The following is a 22,978-nucleotide window of genomic DNA, read 5'->3' on the forward strand; positions in this document are numbered from 1 at the left end:
CCGTCCGACGCCCCGGAACGGCAGCCTGCGCACGACAAGGACAAACCCGTGCAGTCCCCCCTGCGGGTCCTGTACCTGGTCTCGCTCTTCCCCTGCTGGTCCGAGACCTTCATCGTGCGCGAGATCCATGCGCTGGCACGCCAGGGCGTGGACATCCGCATCGTGTCGCTCAAGCCGCACAGCGAACCAATGGTGCAGCCCGATGCGAAGGTGTTGCTGGACCGGGTGATCTACCCGCCCAGCAGCCTGGCCGGCAGCCTGCGCGCTGCACTGCCCCAGGTGCTGAAGCATCCGCTGAAAAGCATGGCCGAGCTGTGGCCACTGGTTCGCAGTCTCTGGCGCCGGCCGGCCGAACTGGCCAAATCCGTCATCAGCTGGTGGCGCACGCTGGCCGTCATGGCCGAGGTGCAGCGCTTTGCCCCGCAGCACCTGCACGCGCACTGGGCCACCTACCCCAGCACGGCCGCCCGCATCCTGGCTGGCCGCATCGGCCGCCCCTGGAGCTTCACCGGTCATGCGCACGACATCTTCGTGCATGACCAGGACCTGTCCGGCAAGCTGGCGCAGGCCGACTTCAGCGTCACCATTTCCGAATACAACCGCCGGCAGCTCTCGGCCCGTCTGCCGAACGGACTGCACAACCGGCTGGCCGTCATCCACTGTGGCGTGCTTCCGGCCGACCTGCCTTTCACGGCAGAAGGCCGTGAGCCGGCCTACATCGTCGGCGTGGGACGGCTGGACCCGATCAAGGGCTTCATCCATCTGGTGAAGGCCTGCGCGCTGCTTCAGGAACGCGGCATCGATTTCCGTTGTGACATCATCGGCGACGGCCCCCTGCGCGACGAGCTGCAGCAGGCGATCAACCAGGCCGGGCTGTCGGAGCGGGTGCGACTGACCGGCGCCCTGCCCCAGCAGGATGTTCGCCAGCGAATCAATCGTGCCACGATGTTCGTGCTGCCCTCGGTCTTGCTGGCTGACGGCAATGCCGATGGCATTCCGGTGGCGCTGATGGAAGCCATGGCCTGCGGAGCCACCGCCATCTCCACACGGGTCTCGGGCATCCCCGAACTGATCCACCATGAAGAGAACGGCCTGCTGGTGACGCCTGGCCAGGCCACGGAACTGGCTGATGCCATGGCCAGACTGCTGGCCGATGCGCCGCTGCGCACCCGCCTGGCGCAAGCCGCCCGCAAAACCATCATTCACGACTTCGATGCCGACATCGAGGCCGCCAAGCTGCTGGGTCGCATCCAGGCCGTTCAGCCCGACACTGGCCGCTGGCAGGGCGGGAAGCCCGCATCGTCGCCCCTGCGCGTGATGCTGATGACCGACGAAATGGAAGTGGGTGGCAGCCAGCGGCAGATCGTGCAGCTGGCGATGGGCCTGAAGGAGCGCGGCATCGAATGCGTGGTGCTGTATTTCATCAAGCCCTCGTTCCTGGTGGACCGACTGCACGCGGCCGGCATCCAGACCCTGCGCGTGGACAAGCGTCGGCGTGTGGACCCCGAGTTCGTCTGGAAGCTGCGGCAGGCCATCCGGCAGTGGGCACCGAACGTTCTGCACTGCTATTCGTTCACGGCTGAACTGTGGGGCGCCATTGCCACCCGCCTGTTGCCGGCTTCCGAGCGGCCCACGCTCATCACCTCGGTGCGCGGCACCTATGAGTGGTACAGCGCCAATCAATGGCGGATGAAGCACTGGGCCAGCCAGCGCTCGCAGGGCATCATCTCCAATTCCCGTGAAGGGGCCGAATACGCAGCACGCCAGATGGGACTGCCGATGTCACGCTTTTCCATCGTCCACAATGGCGTGGAAGTGCCGGAGCCCCCCGCTGACGCCGTGGCGGCCCTTCGGAAGGAATACACCGCGCCCCCCCCGGACGGGCAGGCAGACGCGCCCTTCGAGACCCTGCTGCTCTTCGTCGGCCGCCTGGTGGAGCACAAGAACCTGCCACGGCTGCTGGATGCCTTCGCCCGCGTAGCCGCGGAACGGCCGCATGTGCGGCTGCTGCTGGTAGGTGGCGGCCCGCTGCACGACACGCTGGCAGCACGCATCCGCGAACTGAAACTGGACGAGCGTGCCCTGCTGCTGGGCGAACGCTCGGACGTGGCCGCCCTGATGAAGGCCGCCGACATGCTGGTCGCCCCGTCGCTGCGCGAGGGCATGTCCAACGTGATCCTGGAAGCGATGGCGCTGGGCCTGCCGGTCCTGGCCACCCGGGTGGGCGGCACGCCAGAAGTCATTGAGGACGGCCGGCATGGGGTGCTGGTCGATCCCACCGACACCCAGGCCCTGGCCCATGCCATGCTGCAACTGATCGATGATCCCGTCCGGCGTCAGGCCATTGGCCAGGCCGGTCGGCAGAAGGTTCTTGAACAATACAGTCCCCCCGCCATGGTCAGCGCCATGCTCAAGGAGTATTCGCGTGTCAGTCAACGGTAATTTCCTGCTGGTCATCCAGCCGCCGGCCGACAATCAGCAGCCGGATCATCCGATACCTGCCCTGCCTACCGTCACCGCTGGCTGGCCTGGTCCCGAGAACTCGCGTGCAGCCCACCGCCTGCAGGGCACAATGCCCGACGGCCATCGCTTCGACCTGCAATGGCAGGGCGCCGGGTGGCAATACATCGGCAACGAGCAGGTGGGGGCTATGGGCATGTCCAACGGCCCGCATGGCGATGACCTGAGTGCGGTTCTGCACGCCTGGATGCAGGACCGCAAGACCCCGGTGGAACGATGCCTGGGCCGCTTCGTGCTGGTGTGCTGGGACGTGCCCCGGGGTCTGGTGACCATCGTCACCGACGCTTTCAAGACCTGGCCGGTCTGCTATGCCCATGAGCAGGACCGTCTGGCCTGCGCCAGCGACATGCGGCTGCTGGTGGCCACCCGGCTCTTCGACAACAAGCTGTCCGACGAGGCGCTCTACCACTACCTGAACTTCTACTACGTGCCGGCACACAGCGCCATCTACCGGGCCGTGCGCAAGCTCTCGGGCGGCCAGCGACTGCGCTGGGAAGGCGGGCGCTTGCAGCAGGACAACTGGTGGCACCTGCGCTACCCCGAAGACCACGATCCGGGGCGCGAGCTGGCTGCCATCGAGCTGCGTGAACGGATCATCGAGACGGTGCGCAGCTATCGTCCGGGCGACGAGCAGCACTGGGGGGCATTCCTCAGCGGCGGCACCGACAGCTCCAGCATCTGCGGCATCCTGGCCGCGGCGGCAGCTCCCAAAAAGGTATCGAGCTTCTCCATCGGCTTCACCGAGGAAGGCTACGACGAGCTGGGCTTTGCCAACATCGCCAGCAAGGCCTTCGGACTGGATTCCCACCAGCGCCGGGTCAGTGAACAGGAGGCGGCCGAAGCGCTGCCGATGCTCATCCGCGCCTTCGACGAGCCCTTCGGCAACGCCTCGGCCATTCCCACCTACTACTGCGCCCGCATGGCGGCCGATGCCGGCAAGGACCTGCTGGTGGCCGGCGACGGCGGCGACGAGATCTTCGGCGGCAATGAGCGGTACCTGAAGGACCGCATCTTCAGCCTGTACTACGGGCTGCCTTCACCGCTGCGCGGCCTGGGCTCGCTGCTGGCCAACAGCCTGAAGAACACCGACCAGCGCTGGGCCAACCGCATCCGCAACTTCATCGAGCGCGGCAGCATCCCCAACCCGGACCGCTTCTACACCGATGACTCGTTCGCCTCGGACCACTATGAGGAGCTGCTGACGGCCGACTTCCGTTCCAAGGTGGCGCGTGATGCGTCGCTGGACCTGCAGCGCGCCGTCTGGCGGTCGCTGACCGCGCCCAGCGAGCTGCACCGGCTGATGCACCTGGACCTGACGATGGCGATTGCCGACAACGACATCATCAAGGTGACGGGCGCCTGCCGCAGCGCCGGCGTGTCGGTCCGCTTCCCGTACCTGGACCGCCATCTTGTCGAATACACGGCACATTTACCAGCGCATTACAAACTGCACGGAACGCAAAAACGTGCGCTCTTCAAACAGGCGATGATGTCGGTCTTGCCGGAAGAGATCCGCCGCAAGAAGAAACAGGGCTTTGGACTGCCTGTCAGTCTGTGGATGCGTGGCAACGGACAGTTCCGGCAACTCCTCAACGACACGCTCGAATCCCCGAACGCACGGCTGCACGACTTCGTCCGCATGGACACGGTGCGCGGCCTGCTGGAGCGCCACCAGCGTGGCGCGTGGGATCACGCCAGCGAGCTGTACCAGCTGCTGGTCCTCGAACTCTGGCTGCAGCGCCATGCCCATGACACGCAAAGCTGAACCCACCAGGCGGGTCTTCATGGTCCTGGACAGCGTCTATCCGTCCCCGGGCGGGGGCGGCGCCGAATCTCAAGTCGGCACGCTGACGGGCTGGCTGGCCGAACAGGGCGTACCCAGCACCATCGTGGTGCCGATGGTGCCCTGGGGGCCCCAGGTCGCCCATGAACAGCATGGTCTGGTGGAAATCATCCGGCTGCGCTACCCGCGCCTGCCCCTGGTGGGCGGCCTGGTGCTGCAGGCCCGGCTGATGCTGCTGCTGCGTCGTCGCCGTCGAGAGATCAAGGCCATCCACTGCCACATTGCCCAGAACATGGCTGTTGCCAGCGCCATCATCAACCAGAGACTCCGCAAGCCGCTGATCGTCAAGCTCACCGGCATGACCGAGCTCAATGGTGGCATCCTGGATCCCAACCCGTCGCTGTCGATGCGCATCAAGCGCACCATTCTCAAGCGGACGATGATCCAGGCCATCAGCCACACGCTGGGCAACCGGCTGCTGGACGTGGGCTTCTCGCCCGCCCAGGTCTACCGCATTCCCAACGCCGTCGACCTCGACCGCTTCGATCCCCAGCAGCCCCACATGCAGGCGCTGCGCGCCCAGGGCCGCCCCGACTGCGACCTCGTGGTGCTGTACGTGGGCCGACTGGAAGCGGTGAAGGGGCTGGATGTACTGATGGACGCCTGGATGGCCGCCTTCACGCCCGAACAGAATGTCCGGTTGCTGCTGGTGGGCAGCGGGTCGCTTGAGCAAACGCTGAAGCAGAAAGTAAGCACTCACGGACGTGAAGAGCAGATCCGCTTCCTGGGCCGCAGCGACAACGTGGCCGAGCAGCTGGCCTGCGCAGACCTGGGCGTGCTCACCTCCTATACCGAGGGGCTGTCCAACACGCTGCTGGAATCGATGGCGTCAGGCCTGCCGATGATCGGCTCCCGGGTCAGCGGCAACGAGGACTTCATCCAGCCCAATGTCACCGGGTGGCTGTTCCCGGCCGGCGACCGGGAAGCGCTTGCCCGATGCCTGCGCCAGGCCTACCGTCTGGGCCGCCCCGGACTGACCGAAATGGGTCGCGCCGCCCGGGCCTTCGTGCAGGCCAACGCCTCCATTCCCACGGTGGGCAACCAGCTGCGCACCATCTATGAAGGCGACGCCTGGACGCTCACCGCCCTGAGCGAGCTTGAGCCGCATTCCTTTCCTCACGACTCGATGCACTGAACCATGTGTGGCATAGCCGGACTGATCTCCCTTGATGGCCGGGCCCTGCCCGGTCCGCAGACGCTGGACGCGATGTGCAGGACCATCGTGCATCGCGGCCCCGATGACCAGGGTACCTTCCACACCGACTGGGCGGCCATCGGCATGCGCCGGCTGTCCATCATCGACGTGGCGGGCGGCCATCAGCCGGTCACCAGCGCCGGCGGCCGCATCCAGCTGGTCTTCAACGGCGAGATCTACAACTTCCGCGAGCTGCGCCAGACGCTGGAAGCACGCGGCTACGTGTTCCAGAGCCACTCCGACTCCGAGTGCATCGCCCACGCCTATGCCGAGTACGGCACCGACTGCTTCGCGATGCTGCGCGGCATGTTCGCCATCGCCATCGTCGACCAGGACAGGCGGCGGCTGGTACTGGCGCGCGACCGCATCGGCAAGAAGCCGCTCTACCTGGGCGAGCTGTCGCCGGGCGTGCTGGGCTTCGGCTCCGAGCTGAAGACGCTGCTGGCCGTCCCCGGCTGGCAGCCGCGCATTTCCATGGACGCGGTGCAGGACTTCTTCAGCCTGGGCTACATCCCGGCGCCCGACACCATCTTCGAGGGCATCGGCAAGCTGCCGCCCGGCCACTGGATGAGCATCGAGCCCGGCCAGGACGGTGGCGCCCCCAACATCGTCCAGACCCGCTACAGCCACGTGGACTTCCTGCCCAAGTGGACCGACGACGAGGACACGCTGCAGGAGCGGCTCTTTGCCGAGCTGGATGATGCCGTGCGCGTGCGACTGGTCTCGGACGTGCCCTTCGGCGCCTTCCTGAGCGGCGGGCTGGATTCCAGCGTGGTCTGCGCACTGATGACCCGCCACCTCTCCCAGCCGCTCAAGACCTTCTCCATCGGCTTTGACGAGGCCGGCTTCGACGAGCTGCCCGATGCGCGGCGCGTGGCCCAGCACCTGGGTACCGAGCACCACGAGATGGTGGTGCGCCCCGACGCGGCCAATCTGCTGGAGACGCTGGTCCATCACTTCGATGAGCCCTTTGGCGACTCGTCGGCCATTCCCACCTTCCTGGTGTCGCAGCTGGCGGCTCGCCACGTGAAGATGGTGCTCTCGGGCGATGGCGGCGACGAGCTGTTTGCCGGCTATTCACGCTATCGGCGCTATGCCACGCTGCAGCGCATCCGCCGCGCCACGCTGGGCATGGCTCCCGGACTGGCCAAACTGGGTGGCGCGCTGCTGCCCGGCGCGCGCGGCCGGCGTCTTTCGGGCATCGGGCAACGCCTGGGCCTGCCCTGGCCCGACGACTATCTGGCACTGGTGGCGCTGGCCAACCCGGCCGACCTGCGTCTGCTCTTTGGCGAACGTGCACACGCCGACCCGTTCGGCAGCGTCCGGCAACGGTTCGTCAGGTCCGACATCGATTCCCACGCGGAGCAGATATTGTCCGGTGACATGGGCACGTACCTCGTCGACGACATCCTGGTCAAGGTGGATCGCACCACCATGGCCAACTCGCTCGAGGCCCGTGCGCCCCTGCTCGACCAGAACCTGATCGCCTTTGCCGCCCGCCTGCCCTTCGACCTGAAGCTGCGCGGCGAGCAGGGCAAGTATCTGTTCCGGAAGGTCGCCGCCCGGCTGCTGCCGGCCGAGGTGCTGACCAAGCGCAAACAGGGCTTTGCCATCCCGCTGGCCACGTGGTTCCGCAACGACCTCCGGCCCATGCTGCTCGACACCATCAGCAGCCGCGCCTTCAAGGAGCGCGGCATCTTCGACCAGGCGGGTATCCAGCGCCTGGTGGACGAGCATCAGCAGGGCCTGCAGGACCGGGGCGAACTGCTGTGGATGGTGATGGTTCTGGAGACCTGGATGCGAACGCTCCCGGATCAGACCTCTCCTTCGCCGATGCACTGATGCTGGATATCGGAAAGCAAATCATCAAGCAGATCGTCTCGCCCCTGGCCGACCGGGCCGGCGTGTACGACCACAAGGTGGAGAGCCTGCTGGGCTCCACCAACCGGCTGCTGGTGCTGATGTATCACCGCGTCATCGATGATCTGGCTTCCGATCCCTTTGCGCTGGGCATGTGCGTGCGCCAGAAGTATTTCGAGGAGCAGCTGGCCTGGCTGGCGGCCAATACCCAGGTGCTGCCGCTGAACGTGGCCGTGCAACGCCTGCTCGACAACGAGCCGCTGCCGCCCCATGCCGTGGCCATCACCTTCGATGACGGGCTTCTGGACAACCTGACCTGCGCCGCCCCGCTGCTGGAGAAATACCGGCTGCCCGCCACCTTCTACATCATCACCGGCGGGCTGGAAGAAGGTACCCCCATGTGGTGGGACCAGGCCATTGCCATGCTGGCCACGACCAATGCCCAGAGTCTGGACCCGCGCGCCGTGGGCCTGCCCGAACTGCCGCACGAGCTGTCGCTGCATCGGCATGCCCGGCGGGCCAGCTGCATCACCATCCTGAACGCGCTGTGGGAGCGCAACCCCACCGCCATCGCCCAGTGCCTGGAGCAGATGCGCAAGGTGCTGCGTCCCGGCCCCATCCCGCCTGCCCTGCGTGCGCCCCGCATGAATGTCCAGCAGGTCCAGGAGATGGCCCGGCGCGGCTTTCAGATCGGTGCACACACCAGCCGCCACATCGACCCGAAGCTCTTCAACCGCGAACAGCTGCGTGCCGACCTGCTGGCCTCGCGCCGCCAGCTGCAGGACATCTGCCAGCAGCCCGTCGACAGCTTCGCCTATCCCGGTGGCCGGTCTTCGGTCTGGATGCCTGACCTTCTCGATACACTCGGCTTTCACCACGCGGTCGACACCCGGCGTGGCATCAACCAGGCGCCGGCTGCCCGCTTTGCCATCGCACGGGTCGGCATGCCCGACACCCCGGTCGGCGACTTCAAGCGGGCGATCCGCAACCTGACCATCATCGACGCGACGCATTGAAGAAGCAAACCCAGTACCTCAACATCCTGCTGGCAGCCATGATCGTGTGGGTGCCCAACCAGCTGCACCTGCCGGCCGACCTCGGCGTGAAGGGGCTCAACAGCATCAACCTGCTGTTCCTGGCCCTCATCTACTACGTCCACCAGCGCAACAAGAAGCTGCCCCCTTCCGAAGCCACGCCTCTCAAGGGCGTCTTCATCGCGTACTTCTGCATGCTCATCTGGGGCTTCCTGGCCGGCCAGCTCTCCGACCGGTCGCTGATGATGGAAGACCTCACGGCCATGAAGAACTCCATCTTCTTCATGTGCCTGTACTTCGTCTTCTTCCATGGCGCGCGTGACGAGACCAGCGTTCGCCACCTCTTCTACGTCGTGCTGTTCGTGGCGGCCGTGGCCGGCATAGAAGCCATCCGCGAAGGCATCGACTACGGCTTTGGCGTCTACGGTGAGACCAAGCGCGCGGCCGGCCCCTTCGGGTCCAACTACAAGGCTTCCAACCTGGCAGCCGTCTTCTTCTCGATGTTCATGCCGGTGTTTGCCGCCGTGGCCCTCTACCAGAAGGGGCGGCCCACCGTTCGCATGGGCGCCATTGCCGGCGTCGTCATCCTGCTGCTGGGCATCTTCTGCACCTACTCGCGCCAGGCCTACCTGATCGTGGCCGCCATGCTGCTGCTGATGACCCTGAAGCGCAACGTGGTGCTGGGCATCCTCATTCTCGTGGCCGTCGTCAACTACCAGGCCTGGGTGCCGGAAGGCGTCGTCACCCGTCTGGCCATGACCGAACAGACCTCGGAAGAGACCGGCGAGGAGCAGCTCGATGAAAGTACCGAGAGCCGCTTCATCCTCTGGGCGGGCGCAGGCCGACTGCTGATGTCGCGCCCCTGGGGTATCGGACTGAACCACTTCAAGCGCGAGATCGGCTCCGAAGAGCCGTCGCTGGCTGGTCTGGACGCCCACAACTTCCTGGTGCTGATCACCACCGAGGCCGGCCCGTTCGGCGGCATCATGACCCTGATCCTGTATGCGTCCCTGAGCACCCTGGCGTGGCGCTTCTGGAAACTGGCCCGAACGCCCGACCAGCAGGCGATGGCGGCCGGCTTTGCCGGCGCCACCATCGCCGTCATGCTGGGCAACCTGTATGGCAGCCGCCTGCTGGATGGTGCCGTCACCGGCAACTACTGGATCCTGGCCGGCCTGTCGGCCCGTTACTGGCTGCTCCTGAAGAACGGCACCCGTGACGAGACCGGCGCCCTGATCGATACGACCCAGGCCTCGACAACCCCCGACGGCAAGGGCCCGGATGACAAGCCCCGCCCCCCCATCCAGGGGCCGGCCACCCGCCCGGATCGCCCCTCCCCGCGTGACGCTGACGGCCGTCTGATCCGCCCTGCGGGCTGAACCGGCCTCAGCCTTCGGGCTGAGCCAACCCAGCCTTCCGATCCCCTCCGTGCCCGCCAGCCCCTCATCGGGCGCAGAACCGGGCGCGGACACAGGCCGCAACTCCGGCTGTCCATCCCCCCTTCCGGGCGGCCGTTCACTCCTCCCACCCCTCCCCGCCCATCGGCAGCCGACCACCTTTGGTCGGCTCGCTTTTTCGTCGAAAACGTAGGCTTCTTCGACGATTCTGGCCACATAAATCGCCATCTTCCAGGCCACATTCCCCCGGTCGAAAGGCAGCGCCCACCCGTCTGCCGGCGTTTCCCAGACGCAACGCCAGTCTCTAGAGTTCGTGTGACTTTTTTCAGACACCGGTGCCCACCGGCGTCCGACCGGCAGGGGCCCTGACCTGTCACCGGCCGGTTCGCCGTGCAAGGCCCACCTCACGACGAACCGCTGGATCATGACCCCTGAACACCTGGCCCCTCTGACGCCTACCCACCCGGAGACTGCGCAGCGCATTGCCCGCCGCTCCGCCCCCTCCTTCACCACCCTCACGGCCCTGTTCCTGAGCGCCAGCCTGCTGGCTGCCTGTGGCGGCGGCGGTGGCGATGCCGAAGCCGCCTCTCAACCTGGTTCGGGCACCCCGGCCAGCGCCCTGGCCGACGCCAACCCCCTGTCGCTGGATCAGGGTACCCCGGCCCCCTTCTCGCTGCCGGAAGACGACATCTGGTTCCTGGATGAAGCCGCCTTCAACCCCGAAGGCCAGTCCGCCACCGACACCAAGGAAGGCGTCACCACCAAGGCCTCCGCCACGCAGCCCGTCATTGTGCGTGCCCCGGCCTTCGGCCCGGCCGGCCAGACCGTGCGCGTGGGCACGCCCATCACCCGCGTGACCGGCGTCTATCGCAACGGCGTCGCGGTTGCCGGCTTCCGCAGCCGCGATGGCCGTGACATCCCCGAAGGCCGCCAGGCCAGCTACACCCCCACCACCGCCGACATCGGCAAGCGCCTGGTCTACCGCGAGCGCGTGATCAACCAGCGCACCGGCGAATACATCTTCGCCTACAGCAGCCCCGTCACCGTCGTGGCTGCCGACACCCCGTCAACGGACAACCGCGCGAGCAAGCCTGTCTCGCTGCGCGCCCCGCTGATCGCCGGTGGCAACACCCGCATCCGCGCCGGACGCCCGGTCAGCGCCATCGCCGGCGTCTACCAGAACGGTCAGATCAGCAGCCGCCAGTGGCTGCGTGACGGCCAGCCCATCGCCGGCGCCACGGCCGAGACCTACACCCCCACCCGGGCCGACGTAGGCAAGAAGCTGGGCTACGTCGAGACCGTGCGCACCCCGGCCGGCAGCAACCCGGTCCAGGTCCAGGCCGGCACCGTCTCCGTGGTGGCCGACAACTACCCGTCCATCCACACCATGCCCCGGACCTCGGTCGCCTCCCAGACCGCCGAAGTGGGCCAGATGGTCCGTGGCACCTCGGGCGTCTACCAGTGGGGCCGGGTGCGCCAGGCCTTCTGGATGGTGGACAACACGCTGACCGCCAAGGGTGACAGCTACACCGTCACCGCTGCCGATCTGGGCAAGACGCTGGCCTACACCGAAGAGATCGAGGGTGACAGCGGCGACGTCGTCTGGCTGTCTGCTCCGGCCATCAAGGTGGTCGCCGCCAAGCCTGCCGCCTCCGCATCCAATCCTGGTGCATCGTCCCAGCCCGCGGCCCCGGTCGCCACACCCGTCGCCGGCGGCAACGGTTCTGCCACGCCGGGCCTGAACCTGGGCAGCAACGGCCAGAACACGCCCGCCACGCCCGCCACGCCCGGCGCCCGTCCGGCCAGCAACGCCAGCATTGCCGCCAACGACGTGTGCCGCGACATCCTGCTGCGCAATAACCCGCTGCAGCGCGGCCAGGAAAGCGCTCGCGTGCCGGACCGCCAGATTCCCGCCACCGGCGTGGCCGTGCAGGAACCCACCTACGGCACCTGCCAGGTTCGCCTGACCCACAACGGCCAGAAAGTCGGCGACGAGAAGAGCCATCGCAGCGACTACTCGCGCCGCCAGGCCTTCAACGCCGACAACAGCCGCATCCTGATGTACGCCTCCAACGGCTACTGGCACCTGTACGACGGCCACACCGGCAAGTACCTGAAACAGCTTCAGGGCCCGGCGGGCGATGCCGAACCGCAATGGCACCCCACCAATCCCGACGTGCTGTACTACGTGCCCAACAACGGCTGGGGCATGACCATCACCGAGCTGAACGTCGCCAGCGACCAGCGCCGCGTGGTGGGTGACCTGGGTGCACGCCTGAAGAGCTTCTGGCCCACAGCCGCCACCGCCTGGACCAAGTCCGAAGGTGCCCCCTCGGCCGACGGCCGCTACTGGTGCCTGATGGTGGACAACAACCAGTGGCAGGGCGTGGGCGTCGTCACCTGGGACATGAAGGAAGACCGGATCCTGGGTCGCATGAACCTGCCCGCCCGCCCCGACCACGTCAGCATGAGCCCCTCGGGCCAGTACTGCGTCGTCTCGTGGGCACACAACCGGGAACTGGGCACCCGTGCCTACACCCGTGACTTCACCACCCCGCACGCCGCCTCCGCCGCCCGCCAGCCCTACGTGAAGCTGCACGAGCAGTCCGAACACTCGGACCTGGCGCTGAACAAGCAGGGTGAAGACGTCTACGTGGCCATCGACTACCAGGCCGACCGGGGCGATGTCTTCATGGTGAACCTGAAGACTGGCAAGCGCACCTCGCTCTTCCCGACCTACCTGTCCGGCACCGCCACGGCCATCCACTTCTCCGGCAAGGCCTACGGCAAGCCCGGCTGGGCACTGGTCTCCACCTACGGTGAATACCACGCCAGCAACCAGGCCAGCAGCCTGCGCAACACCGCCATGCAGCAGTGGATGCACCGCAAGATCTTTGCGGTGAGCCTGGAAGAGAACCCGCAGATCCGCCCGCTGGCCCACGCCGACAGCGACTCGAAATCCAGCTGGGGCTCCGACGCCTACTGGGCTGAACCGCAGGCCACCGTCAACAGCGACTTCACCCGCGTGCTCTTCAACTCCACGCTCAACAGCAGCCGCATCCAGGACGTGGAAACCTACATGCTGGCACTGCCGAAGGGGGCCCTCGACAAATAAACCTGCTGTCCACATGATCTGAGCAACCGGCGAGGGCCGCAGCGCGGTCCCGCCACCCAACCCGGGCAGGCCAGAGCGCCTGCCCGATTCATTTCCAGCCTTCTTCAGCGCAAATACCGCCTCCCTGCGACTTTCCGCACTGCCACACCCCGCCAACAGAACGACCATCGGCCCGGCCTTTCCTGCAGAAACCGTCCGATGAAGAACGCCGACCGGCCCACCTCGTCCATCACCGTCCACGCCCGCACCGCGCTGTGCACTGCCCAGGACCACACCCCGGGAACGCCCCTTCGCACACCACGTCGCACGCCCCGGCAGACAGGTGCCACGCGCGCCGCCCAGCTGGCCATGGCCAGCCTGCTGGGCCTGGGCCTTGTCGCCTGCGGCGGACAGGCCGCATCCGGCCATGATCCGCATGCAGGAACGCCCCCATCGGCCACCGACACGCGCCGGCCAGAAGCCCCGAACATTTCCGGCAATACACCCACCACACCCGACACGACAGGCCGCACGCCTGCGCCAACCGCGCCAACGCCCCCCGGCAAAACCCCGGACAAGGCCAGCCTCAACCCGACAGCACTCTGCGCGGCAGAACTGGCCGTCATGTCACCCCTGCCTGCCGGTACCGAACGCCTTCCGCTGCCCGACAATGCCCGCCCGCCCTTCCTGAGCAGCACGCGGGACCCCGTCCATGGAAGCTGCATCGTGCGCGTGACCGACAACGCCGCGCACCCCGAGGCGCCTGCCCTGCGCAACGACTATTCCCGCCGGCAGGCCTTCAACGCCAATGACACGCGCTTTCTGCTGGACGCCAGTGACGGCCACTGGCACCTGCACGATGCCACCACCGGCCGCTTCATCCGGGTGCTGAACAACCTGAATGGCGCCACCGACCGCCTGGCAGGTGATGCCGAGCCGCAATGGCATCCCACCGATCCGGACCTGCTGTATTTCCTGCCGCGCGACGGCATCGGCATGCAGATCTACCTGCTTGATCTCAAGACGAACCAGGTCAGCGTCGTGGCCGACATGGGCCCGCAGATCCAGCAGCACTGGCCCGATGCCAGCGTCGCATCCACGCGCTCCGAAGGTTCACCCTCGGCCGATGGGCGCTACTGGTGCTTCATGGCCCGTGCCGTGGTGGACAACGGCAGCTGGCCCATGCGTGGCGTCTTCACCTGGGACCTGCAGGAACAGCGCATCGTCGGCACCCTGAACCAGGACGGCACGCCCGACCACGTGAGCATGAGCCCCAGCGGCAAGTACTGCGTGGTCTCGCACACCACCGCCACCGGCCCGGGCACCCGTGCCTATCGACGCGACTTCCAGGCGCCCTACGGCACCAGCACACCTGATGCCTGGCTGCAACTGCACACCACATCCGAACACTCCGACATCGCTCTCGACCCCCAGGGACGTGATGTCTACGTCTCGGTGGACTACCAGAGCAACGGGGGCGACGTGTTCATGCTGAATCTGGAAACCGGTCAGCGCACGCCCCTGTTCTCCACCTATCCGGGCCGCACCGCAACCGCCCTGCACATTTCCGGCAAGGCGTACAACAGACCCGGCTGGGTGCTGGTCTCCACCTATGCCGAGCACCCGGCCGACGACAGCAGCGTGCAGGGCCTGCACGATGAACGCCGGCAATGGCTGCACCGCAAGATGTTCGCCGTCAGCCTGACCGAAAACCCGGACATCCGCTCCATCGCTTACATCAACAGCGATGCATTCAAGTACGAAGCCGAACCACAGGCCACCGTCAATCGCAACTTCACCCGCATGCTGTTCAATTCCACCTGGAACGGCAGCAGCATGGCCGACCAGGAAGTGTTCCTGACGGCCATCACCGCCCAGGCCCTGGGCTCCCGTTGAGCCCCCGCCCAACCTTGCTCCATCACCATCCGGAGAGCAGAACCGGAAGCCACCTCCCCCATCGTCCCCCCGGCAGTCCGGACGGGCCACACCGGGTGACGCGCGGACGTGGCTTTCCAGCGACACGGTGCTAACCTTTTCTGCGATATAACACCGCCTTTTCCAGGCACTGTTCATCGCCATGAAAATTGCGCCGTTCGCCCTTCGACATACTGCCGTTGCCCCTACCCCCGGCATGCCCCGCCTTTTCTCGGCGGGTGCCTTGCTGATGACGCTTTGCCTGACCGCCTGTGGTGGCGGCGGTGGCGGATCGGCCGCCGGCCATGATCTGCTGGCCGACAACGCACAGACGTCCCAATCCGGCAACGCCGCCAACAACGGCACGGGCGCCACGGGCACCAGCAGTGGCAACGCCAGCAACAATGCCAGCAACCCGGCAGGTAGCGCCGGCGGGGTCAGCACGCCACAGCCCCTGAACGGTCAGCCCCCTCTGGGCGAGAACAGCGCATCGGTGCGTCCCCAGACGCCTGCCAACAATCCCGGCAGCACGTCTTCACAGCCGTCGCCTGGAAGCAACGGGTCGAATGCCGGCAGCGCGGGGGCTTCCAGTGGTGCCAGCACGAGTGGAACCCCTGGCCAGTCCGGCAGCACGAACAACGCCGGAAACGCAGGTAACGCCAACAACGCCAGCAGCTCGGGAACCCCGGGTAATGGCGGCACCCATGCCGCCCAGCCCCCCGTGAACAACGAACCGCCCGCCGTCAAACCCGACAATGGCGCAGCCGGCGGTGGAACGACGGGTGGCGCAACCGTCACGCCAGGCACCGGCGGAAATGTCGCGGCGCCCCCGGTTCAGCCGGCTCCTCAACCGAATCCGACCGATTCGCCGGCCAACGGCAAGGCAGGAACAGGTACGAATGCGGATTCCGGCAACCATGCAACGCCACCGAATCAACAGGGTGCTGCCCCGGTCATTCCGTACACGCCTCCCACCCCTGTCGGAAGCCAGGAAACCAGCCCGCTTTGCGCTCCCATTCTGGCCAAAGCCCAGCCGCTGACGGCCGGCACCGCCGTGGGAGAGATGCCCGCCACACCGCGACCCGCGACCGGCGTGGCCACCGAAGATCCCACCTGGCACAGCTGTGTGGTTCGACTGACCAATCATGCCGAGACGCAACCGGCACACCCGGTCTTCACTCCGCACGCGGCCCAACAGGCCTTCAACGCCGACGACAGCGCCGTGCTGCTGCGCACCGACCATGGCGAATGGCACATCTTCGATCCGAAGAGCGGAAAGGCCATCCGGAAACTCGGCGGGATTGCCGGTGATGCCGAGCCACAATGGGATCCGAAGAACCCGAACGTTCTGTACTACCTGAACGTCGATGGCAAGGACATGAAGATCTTCCGTCTGACCGTCGATCTTTCACCGAACGGCACGGACAAGGCCGAACTTCTGGCCGACATGGGCACGCAGATCCACCAGCACTGGCCCACGGCCACCCATGCCCGCACCCGCGGCGGCACGCCGTCGGATGACGGCCGCACCTGGTGCTTTACAGCCGAACGAAATGAAGGCGCCAGCTGGAATACGCTGGGCCTGTTCACCTGGGACCTGCAGACCGGAAAGATCATCGGCACGCAAAGCCTTCCGCCCGGTGCACCCGAATACATCACCACCAGCCCCAGCGGCAGCCACTGTGTGGCTCAGTTCCCCTATCCCACGGGCGTGCTCGCCTACAAGCGTGACTTCTCGGCTCCGTACAGTGCACAGGTTTCCGGCAACAGTCTGAAGCTTCTGAACCAGCCCTACATGAAGTACGGCGACGTGGCCCGCAACGCTCAGGGGCAGGACATGTATGTGGGCTTTGACGTGTTCAGCGACCCACACCAGCTGTTCATGACGAACCTGGCCACCGGCGAGAAGACCCCGCTGCTGACCACCAGCTTCGGTGCCAACACCGACACCGGCGTTCAGGTCTCGGGACGTGCCCTGCAACGGCCTGGCTGGATTCTGGTCTCGGGATTCGGGGAACGCAAGGACGGCGTCAACAACCTGGCGGCCAATGACCCCAACCGCAAGTGGTTCCACCGCAAGATGTTCGCTCTCAGCCTGGAGAACCCGCCCAAGGTGCTGTCCATTGCCAACCTGCACCATCTGTGGGACGGCAGCAAGAATGAAACCTGGCCGCGTCCGCACGGCACCGTCAACCGCAGCTTCACCCGGATGCTGTTCAACTCCAACTGGGACAGCGTGAACCTGCGTGACCTCGACACCTATCTGGTGGAGATCCGGCCGGACGCGGTGCCTGCGCTGCACACGCCGAAGCCCTGATTCAGGCGCGGCCGCGCAGGCGGTAGTACCAGACGCCAATCAGTTCGTGCAGCATGGCGCGTGCATTCCAGGGCGCGCCATTGTTGGGAAACCAGGCGGCCCAGGTGGGTGATGCCAGCTGCCGATAGTCACTGCGCACCGGGATCGGGTCCAGTCCGGCCTGGTGCGCCACCGCCAGCGAACGTTGCATGTGCAGCGCACTCGTCACCAGAATCACGGCCTGACGGCTGTCGTCCTGGCCACCTTCTTCACGGATGAGCCTGGCCGCCCCGGAAATGTCCTGGAACGTCGTCCAGCTGCTGCGCACCGTGCGGATGGCCTCGGGTGGAACCCCCAGTCCAATCGCCAGGCGCCGCATGTCGGCGGCCAGCGAATACTCCGGCTGCTCACCCAGCCCCCCCATCAGCACCAGCAACCCACCGGTACGCCGCCAGGTCTCGATGCCGGCACGCAGCCGCATGTAGCCGCCCTGGTCCAGCCGCGCCTGCGGTCCATTGGGAGCCGCAGCCCCACTGGAAGGCACGATCACGCCACGCACACGCGGTGGCTTCGCCGAAGCAGTTCCCGTTGTGGGCTCACCGGCCCCATGCCCATTCAGGCCCGCTTTCATCAGGCCCGCACCGGCAGCCTGCAATGACGGATCTGCTTGTCCGCCCTCTGCGAGCGCCTTCCTGCCGGCCTTGCCCTCACGCACGGTCAGCACCGCCTGCGCATTCAGGGCATCCGCGCCGGAATCCGGCGGAAAGCCCAGCGCGTCCAGCTGCTCTGCCACCGTCTGCGGTGTCCCTTCCAGCGCCTTCACGCCGATATTGATGATGGCCGGCGTGGAAGTCAGCACAAAGGCCACCACCACCACCGCCGCCACACTGCGGCGCAGACGCCGCTGCCGCGGCAGGATCCGTCGCCACAGGCTGAACACCAGCATTACCGCCACCAGCGTCACCGGCATCGGCAACAGCCACTCCGAGGCATCCCCTGCAAACAACATCGACGGCTTTCTCCCGCGCATCCCGCGCCTTCAGTCAGGGATCCTCCAAACCCTGGAGAATCCCAAAGCCGTCGAACATACCACCAACGGAAACTCCGCCGACGAAACGCCACTTTTTTCTATACGTTTTACATCCTGTCGCGTCATGCCAGCCGCTTGGCCAGCCACTGGCGCACATGGCGCGTGTAGACGCGCTGTCCATGCAGCGTCGTCATCGTATGGTCGATGTCCGGCAGGAAGACACACTGCACATCCCGTGCAATGGCCTTGCGGTCCTCGGCCGACAGGGGCGCCGCGCGCATCACGTCATCGAACTGGCTGGCATGGTTGTAGCGCTGCAGCACACTGCCGGTGAACACCAGGTAGCAGGGGCAGCCCCGCCGTGCGCGCTCGGCCAGCCCCTCGCCGAAATCCGTCACCGTCAGCACGGGCAACCCGTAGTCCACCGGTGTCTCGGGCTGGCCACCGCCCGCACGCAGGCGTGCCAGCCGCCCCAACACGGCATTCTTCAATACCGGCCAGGTCAGCGTGCGAAGACGCAGCAGATAACGCAGCATCCGGGTGCGACGATTGCCGAAACTGTAGCCGTCGACCATCACCAGACCGGCCACCCGCTCATCATCCAGCGCATACTGGTAGCCATACTCAGCGCCCGAACAGATGCCGATGATGACAAAGCGCGACAGGCCCGTTCTCTGTGCCAGCAGATCAAGCGCGGCCCGGATGTCGCGCCGCACCTGCGCCAGCATGCCGTCGGTCCCGCCCGCACGGCCACTGTCGCCCAGCCCCGTCAGGTCCAGCCGCAACGACGGCACGCCGTCCTGGGCCAGCGCCCTGCCAAGCTTCACATGGATGCGGTGCGGCCCGATGCGGTGAATCACCCCCGCATTCACGAACAGCACGCCGACCGCTGCAGAAGGCCCTGTGGGCTGCACCAGCGTGCCCACCAGATGCCCTTCGGCCCCCAGCTGCACCAGGCTTTCCCGGTACGCATCCGCCCCGCGCGTGGCGGCATGACTTGCTTCAGGCATGAAAGACCTCCTCCGACAGCCAGGGCAACAGACGTTTCAGGGCCGCATCCGGCACTAGCGGCGTGTTCAGCGCCTCTTCCGATGTCCAGTCGAAATCCACATCCACCGGCACGAGCGTGAGCGACGCCGGCCGCTTCGCCTCGGGCCAGGGCAGCGCGCCGTTGGCCTGCAGGGCCGCCAGATGCGCCACCGGCACCGTCTGCCAGTCCTGGGTATCCAGCGCCCGGATATGACGCACCAGCCGCGGCGACAGCGCAAATCCCATGGCCTCGGACAGATCGGCCTCGTTCTTTTGCCGACGCAGTTGCGCATCCGGCACCGTGGGCAGACTGAAGGCACGGCGCAACGCCGCCCGATGGTCCTCCCACAACACATCCAGATAGCCCTGTCCCTGCACCACCGGATCCCAGCCAATCAGCCGATCAGGGGGCGGCCCTTCGGTGAGCAGCGCCAACCGCGCATCGTGCCCACCGACAAAACGTGCCGCAGCCTGCCAGCCCACGGCGAACCCCAGACGGATGCCCAGCCAGCCGATCGCATCGACCCCGGAACGCCGACGCAACGCCTGGTGCGCCGCCAGCGCATCCAGCTGCCAGCCCTTCATCTCGCCATCCAGATCGTCACCTGACGAATCGCCGCAACCATGAAAATCGAAGCGCAACACATGCACGCCCAGCCTGGCCAGTCGGTCGGCCAGCACCCGAAGCAGCCGATGCGCCCGCACGGCCTCCTGGCCCAGCGGATTGAGGATCAGCACCCCGCGCCCACGATCCGCGCCCGTGGGCGGGTGATACAGCGCAGCCAGCCGGCGGCCACTGCCAGCCGGAATGTCCATGGTTTCCATCGCCAGCCCTACCCTTGCAGATTCAACAAGCCAATACCCACCGCACCATTCCAATAAAAAAAGCGCCGAACCGCCTCATCCGGACGGGCCACCTTGGCCACTCCATCCGGTGATGCGAGATTCAGCGCTCCCTGGTCCCGAAAGACCGCCCTCGGGAAAGCATCGCCTATACGGCCAGCTCCCCGCGGGTTTTGCCCCAAGGCCCGACAGCTATCTGTCCCGATGGCTGTCAGGCCACTGTGGCGAGTCGGCCGGGCTGTACCGCCCGGCCCGCAGTCCTGCTTACAGGCGCCAGACTGCCTTGCCAGCCTTCTCGATCTCGGCCGGATCCCAGGCGCTCTTCACGTCGATGAAGACGCCCTTGTCGACCAGCTTGTCGAGCAGCGCCGGCAGGCCCTGCTCCTGGTATGCCTTGTGCGAGACGGCAGCCACGATGGCGTTGGCCTTGGGCAGCTTGTCCCAGTCCACCAGGTTCACGCCGTACTCTTCGTGAGCCTCTTCCTTGTCGGCGATCGGATCGTGGATCACCACGTTGATGCCGTAGGCTTCCAGCTCGCGCACCACGTCGATGACCTTGGAGTTGCGCAGATCGGGCACATCCTCCTTGAAGGTCAGGCCCAGCACGATCACCGTCTGGCCAGCGGTATGCAGGCCCTGACGAGCCAGCATCTTCACCGTCTGCTCGGCAATGAACTGACCCATGCCGTCGTTGATGCGGCGGCCGGCCAGGATCACCTCGGGGTGGTAGCCCACCATCTGCGCCTTGTGCGTGAGGTAGTACGGATCCACGCCGATGCAGTGGCCACCCACCAGACCCGGACGGAACGGCAGGAAGTTCCACTTGGAGCCAGCGGCCTTCAGCACTTCCAGCGTGTCGATGCCCAGGCGCTCGAAGACGATGGCCAGCTCGTTCATCAGCGCGATGTTCAGGTCGCGCTGGGTGTTCTCGATCACCTTGGCAGCCTCGGCCACCTTGATGCTGCTGGCACGATGCACGCCGGCCGTGATGACGGTTTCGTACAGCTTGGCCAGTTTCTCCAGCGTCTCGGGGTTGTCACCCGAAACCACCTTGACGATCGTGGGCAGGCGGTGCTGCTTGTCACCCGGGTTGATCCGCTCGGGCGAGTAGCCGACGTTGAAGTCCTGCTTCCACTTCATGCCGGAGTGCTTCTCCAGCACGGGGATGCACACCTCTTCGGTGGCACCCGGGTAGACGGTCGACTCATAGACCACCGTCGCGCCACGCTTCATGTTGGCACCGACGATCTCGCTGGCCGAGACCAGCGGCGTGAAATCGGGCAGGCGTGCCGAATCGATGGGAGTGGGCACGGCCACGACGATCACATCGGCCTGACCCAGCTGCTTCGGATCGTCCGTGATCTTCAGCTTCTTGGCCAGATCGAAATCACCGCGTTCGACCTCGCCAGTCACGTCGTTATGCTGTTGCAGACGGGCAACCTTTGCTTTCGACACGTCGAAACCGATCGTATCGAAGTGTTTTCCAAACTCGATGGCCAGGGGCAGGCCAACGTATCCCAAACCAACTACTGCAACCGTTGTCATATTTTCTTCCAAACTGTGAAGTCAACGAGCACCTTTCTTACGAAGAACCACCTGAATGGTCTCGATAAGCACCATGAAATCGAGAAACAGCGAGTGATTCTTGACGTAAAAAAGATCGTATTCCAGCTTTTCCATGGCCTCTTCTACTGAAGCGCCATAATCCATCCGCACCTGTGCCCAGCCAGTGATGCCTGGCTTCACGTAATGCCGAATATCGTAAAATGGTACCTGTTGATTCAGTTTCTCGACAAAATAAGGCCTCTCCGGCCGTGGGCCTACGAAGCTCATCTCGCCGCGCAGCACGTTGATCAGCTGCGGCAATTCGTCGATGCGGGTGGCCCGTATGAAGCGCCCCACCCGCGTGATGCGATCGTCACCGATGCTGGCCCAGCGCGGACCATCCTTCTCGGCATCCTGCACCATCGAGCGGAATTTCAGGATGTCGAATGACTGCCCCGGCGCGCAGACCCGCTCCTGCCGGAAGAATATCGGCCTTCCGGTCTCCAGCAGGATCACCACCGCCGTCACCAGCATCACCGGTGCGGCCACCAGCAGCAGCGCCGAAGCCACCGCCACGTCGAACAGGCGCTTGATGATGGCCCGGGTAGGTCCCTGGGTGAAGCCGTCACCATACACCAGCCAGCCGGTACGCAGGTATTGCAGGCGGATCAGCCCCAGCTCCTGCTCGTAGAAGTTCAGCAGGTCCAGCACCTGGATGCCGGCCAGCCGGCAGGCCAGCAGCTGATCCAGCGGGATGTGACCACCGCGCCGCTCATGGGCCGCCACCACGATGTGGGTGGCCTTGTGCTGACGGGCCACCGCCAGCAGCGACTCGCCCTTCAGGTCCACCGGCACCTGGGCCACCAGGTGGGCCGCATGCTGATGCACGCTGTCGGCCAGCGTGGCCAGCACCATGTCGGCCTCGTCCCCCTCGCCCATCACCAGCACGCGGCGCCCACGCCGCTGCAGGAAGCCCAGCCGAAATGCCAGGTAGCGCACCACCAGGATGCCCACCAGTCCCAGCACCGAGGCAATGGCGAACACGCCGCGCCCCACTTCCGATTCAGGGAAGACATAGAAGAGCGCCAGCTGGCCCAGCAGCGTCACCAGGTACGCCGCGAACACCTTCTGCACCACCAGCCGGAAGGGCTCGTCCTGCTGACGGCTGTACAGGCCGAAGGCCGTCATCGTCAGCATCATCAGTGCGGCAAACACCAGGCCACGCAGCGTGGAGAAGACCAGGCCGTCCTCGTTCAGCAACCGGATCTGGTAGCCGAGCACCATCGCGGCCACCAGCACCAGGGCATCGATGACCGGCAGGACCGCAAAACGAACTCGGAGGTAATGGATGAATGCGCGCATGTACCGAAGCGTGGCC

At 66.0% G+C, this 22,978-nt stretch carries 14 protein-coding genes; 9 read left to right on the top strand and 5 right to left on the bottom strand.

All coding sequences use genetic code 11. The features are described 5' to 3' along the window. Positions 1-48: 48 nt before the first annotated feature. The 9 genes from EL249_RS02060 to EL249_RS02100 all read left to right on the top strand — a co-directional run bounded on the left by EL249_RS02060 (position 49) and on the right by EL249_RS02100 (position 17,174). On the top strand, positions 49-2,442 hold the full coding sequence (locus EL249_RS02060) for a glycosyltransferase family 4 protein (RefSeq protein WP_170169591.1): 2,394 nt from the start codon (positions 49-51) through the stop codon (positions 2,440-2,442). Continuing rightward, a complete protein-coding gene (locus EL249_RS02065) occupies positions 2,426-4,285 on the top strand; it encodes an asparagine synthetase B family protein (protein WP_040530162.1) in 1,860 nt (619 codons plus the stop codon). The genes EL249_RS02060 and EL249_RS02065 overlap by 17 nt, the downstream gene beginning before the upstream one ends. Further along, positions 4,269-5,498 carry a glycosyltransferase family 4 protein gene (locus EL249_RS02070; protein ID WP_169311701.1) on the top strand — a complete coding sequence of 410 codons (1,230 nt, stop codon included), beginning with the start codon at positions 4,269-4,271 and terminating at the stop codon, positions 5,496-5,498. Before EL249_RS02065 ends, EL249_RS02070 begins: the two co-directional genes overlap by 17 nt. 3 nt (positions 5,499-5,501) lie before the next feature. Further along, entirely contained in the window at positions 5,502-7,400 is a 1,899-nt protein-coding gene (gene asnB / locus EL249_RS02075; protein ID WP_005674649.1) for an asparagine synthase (glutamine-hydrolyzing), read from the top strand. After that, a complete protein-coding gene (locus EL249_RS02080; RefSeq protein ID WP_005674648.1) occupies positions 7,400-8,434 on the top strand; it encodes a polysaccharide deacetylase in 1,035 nt (344 codons plus the stop codon). Before asnB ends, EL249_RS02080 begins: the two co-directional genes overlap by 1 nt. Continuing rightward, positions 8,431-9,831, top strand: a complete 1,401-nt coding sequence (locus tag EL249_RS02085) for an O-antigen ligase family protein (RefSeq protein WP_005674647.1) — start codon at positions 8,431-8,433, stop codon at positions 9,829-9,831. The genes EL249_RS02080 and EL249_RS02085 overlap by 4 nt, the downstream gene beginning before the upstream one ends. A 442-nt stretch (positions 9,832-10,273) precedes the next feature. Continuing rightward, positions 10,274-12,964, top strand: coding sequence for a hypothetical protein (locus tag EL249_RS02090; RefSeq protein ID WP_005674646.1), 2,691 nt, complete (start codon positions 10,274-10,276; stop codon positions 12,962-12,964). Between the two features lie 198 nt (positions 12,965-13,162). Continuing rightward, complete coding sequence (locus EL249_RS02095) at positions 13,163-14,839, top strand: TolB-like translocation protein (protein WP_126348048.1); 1,677 nt, start codon at positions 13,163-13,165, stop codon at positions 14,837-14,839. Between the two features lie 262 nt (positions 14,840-15,101). Next, positions 15,102-17,174, top strand: a complete 2,073-nt coding sequence (locus EL249_RS02100) for a hypothetical protein (RefSeq protein ID WP_126348049.1) — start codon at positions 15,102-15,104, stop codon at positions 17,172-17,174. 1 nt (position 17,175) lies between these two features. Here EL249_RS02100 and EL249_RS02105 read toward each other — a convergent pair whose 3' ends face one another. The 5 genes from EL249_RS02105 to EL249_RS02125 form a co-directional block, all read right to left on the bottom strand. Continuing rightward, positions 17,176-18,162 (bottom strand): YdcF family protein, encoded by a 987-nt coding sequence (locus EL249_RS02105; protein ID WP_040530160.1) that lies wholly within the window; start codon positions 18,160-18,162, stop codon positions 17,176-17,178. A gap of 143 nt (positions 18,163-18,305) precedes the next feature. Next, on the bottom strand, positions 18,306-19,193 hold the full coding sequence (locus EL249_RS02110) for an alpha/beta fold hydrolase (protein WP_005674639.1): 888 nt from the start codon (positions 19,191-19,193) through the stop codon (positions 18,306-18,308). After that, entirely contained in the window at positions 19,186-20,028 is an 843-nt protein-coding gene (locus tag EL249_RS02115; protein ID WP_126348050.1) for an alpha/beta hydrolase family protein, read from the bottom strand. The genes EL249_RS02110 and EL249_RS02115 overlap by 8 nt, the downstream gene beginning before the upstream one ends. 291 nt (positions 20,029-20,319) lie before the next feature. Next, positions 20,320-21,600, bottom strand: coding sequence for a nucleotide sugar dehydrogenase (locus EL249_RS02120; protein WP_040530157.1), 1,281 nt, complete (start codon positions 21,598-21,600; stop codon positions 20,320-20,322). Between the two features lie 21 nt (positions 21,601-21,621). Then, positions 21,622-22,962, bottom strand: a complete 1,341-nt coding sequence (locus tag EL249_RS02125; RefSeq protein WP_005674636.1) for a TIGR03013 family XrtA/PEP-CTERM system glycosyltransferase — start codon at positions 22,960-22,962, stop codon at positions 21,622-21,624. Positions 22,963-22,978 lie beyond the last annotated feature (16 nt).

This window comes from Lautropia mirabilis, assembly GCF_900637555.1.
GTDB lineage: Bacteria > Pseudomonadota > Gammaproteobacteria > Burkholderiales > Burkholderiaceae_E > Lautropia > Lautropia mirabilis.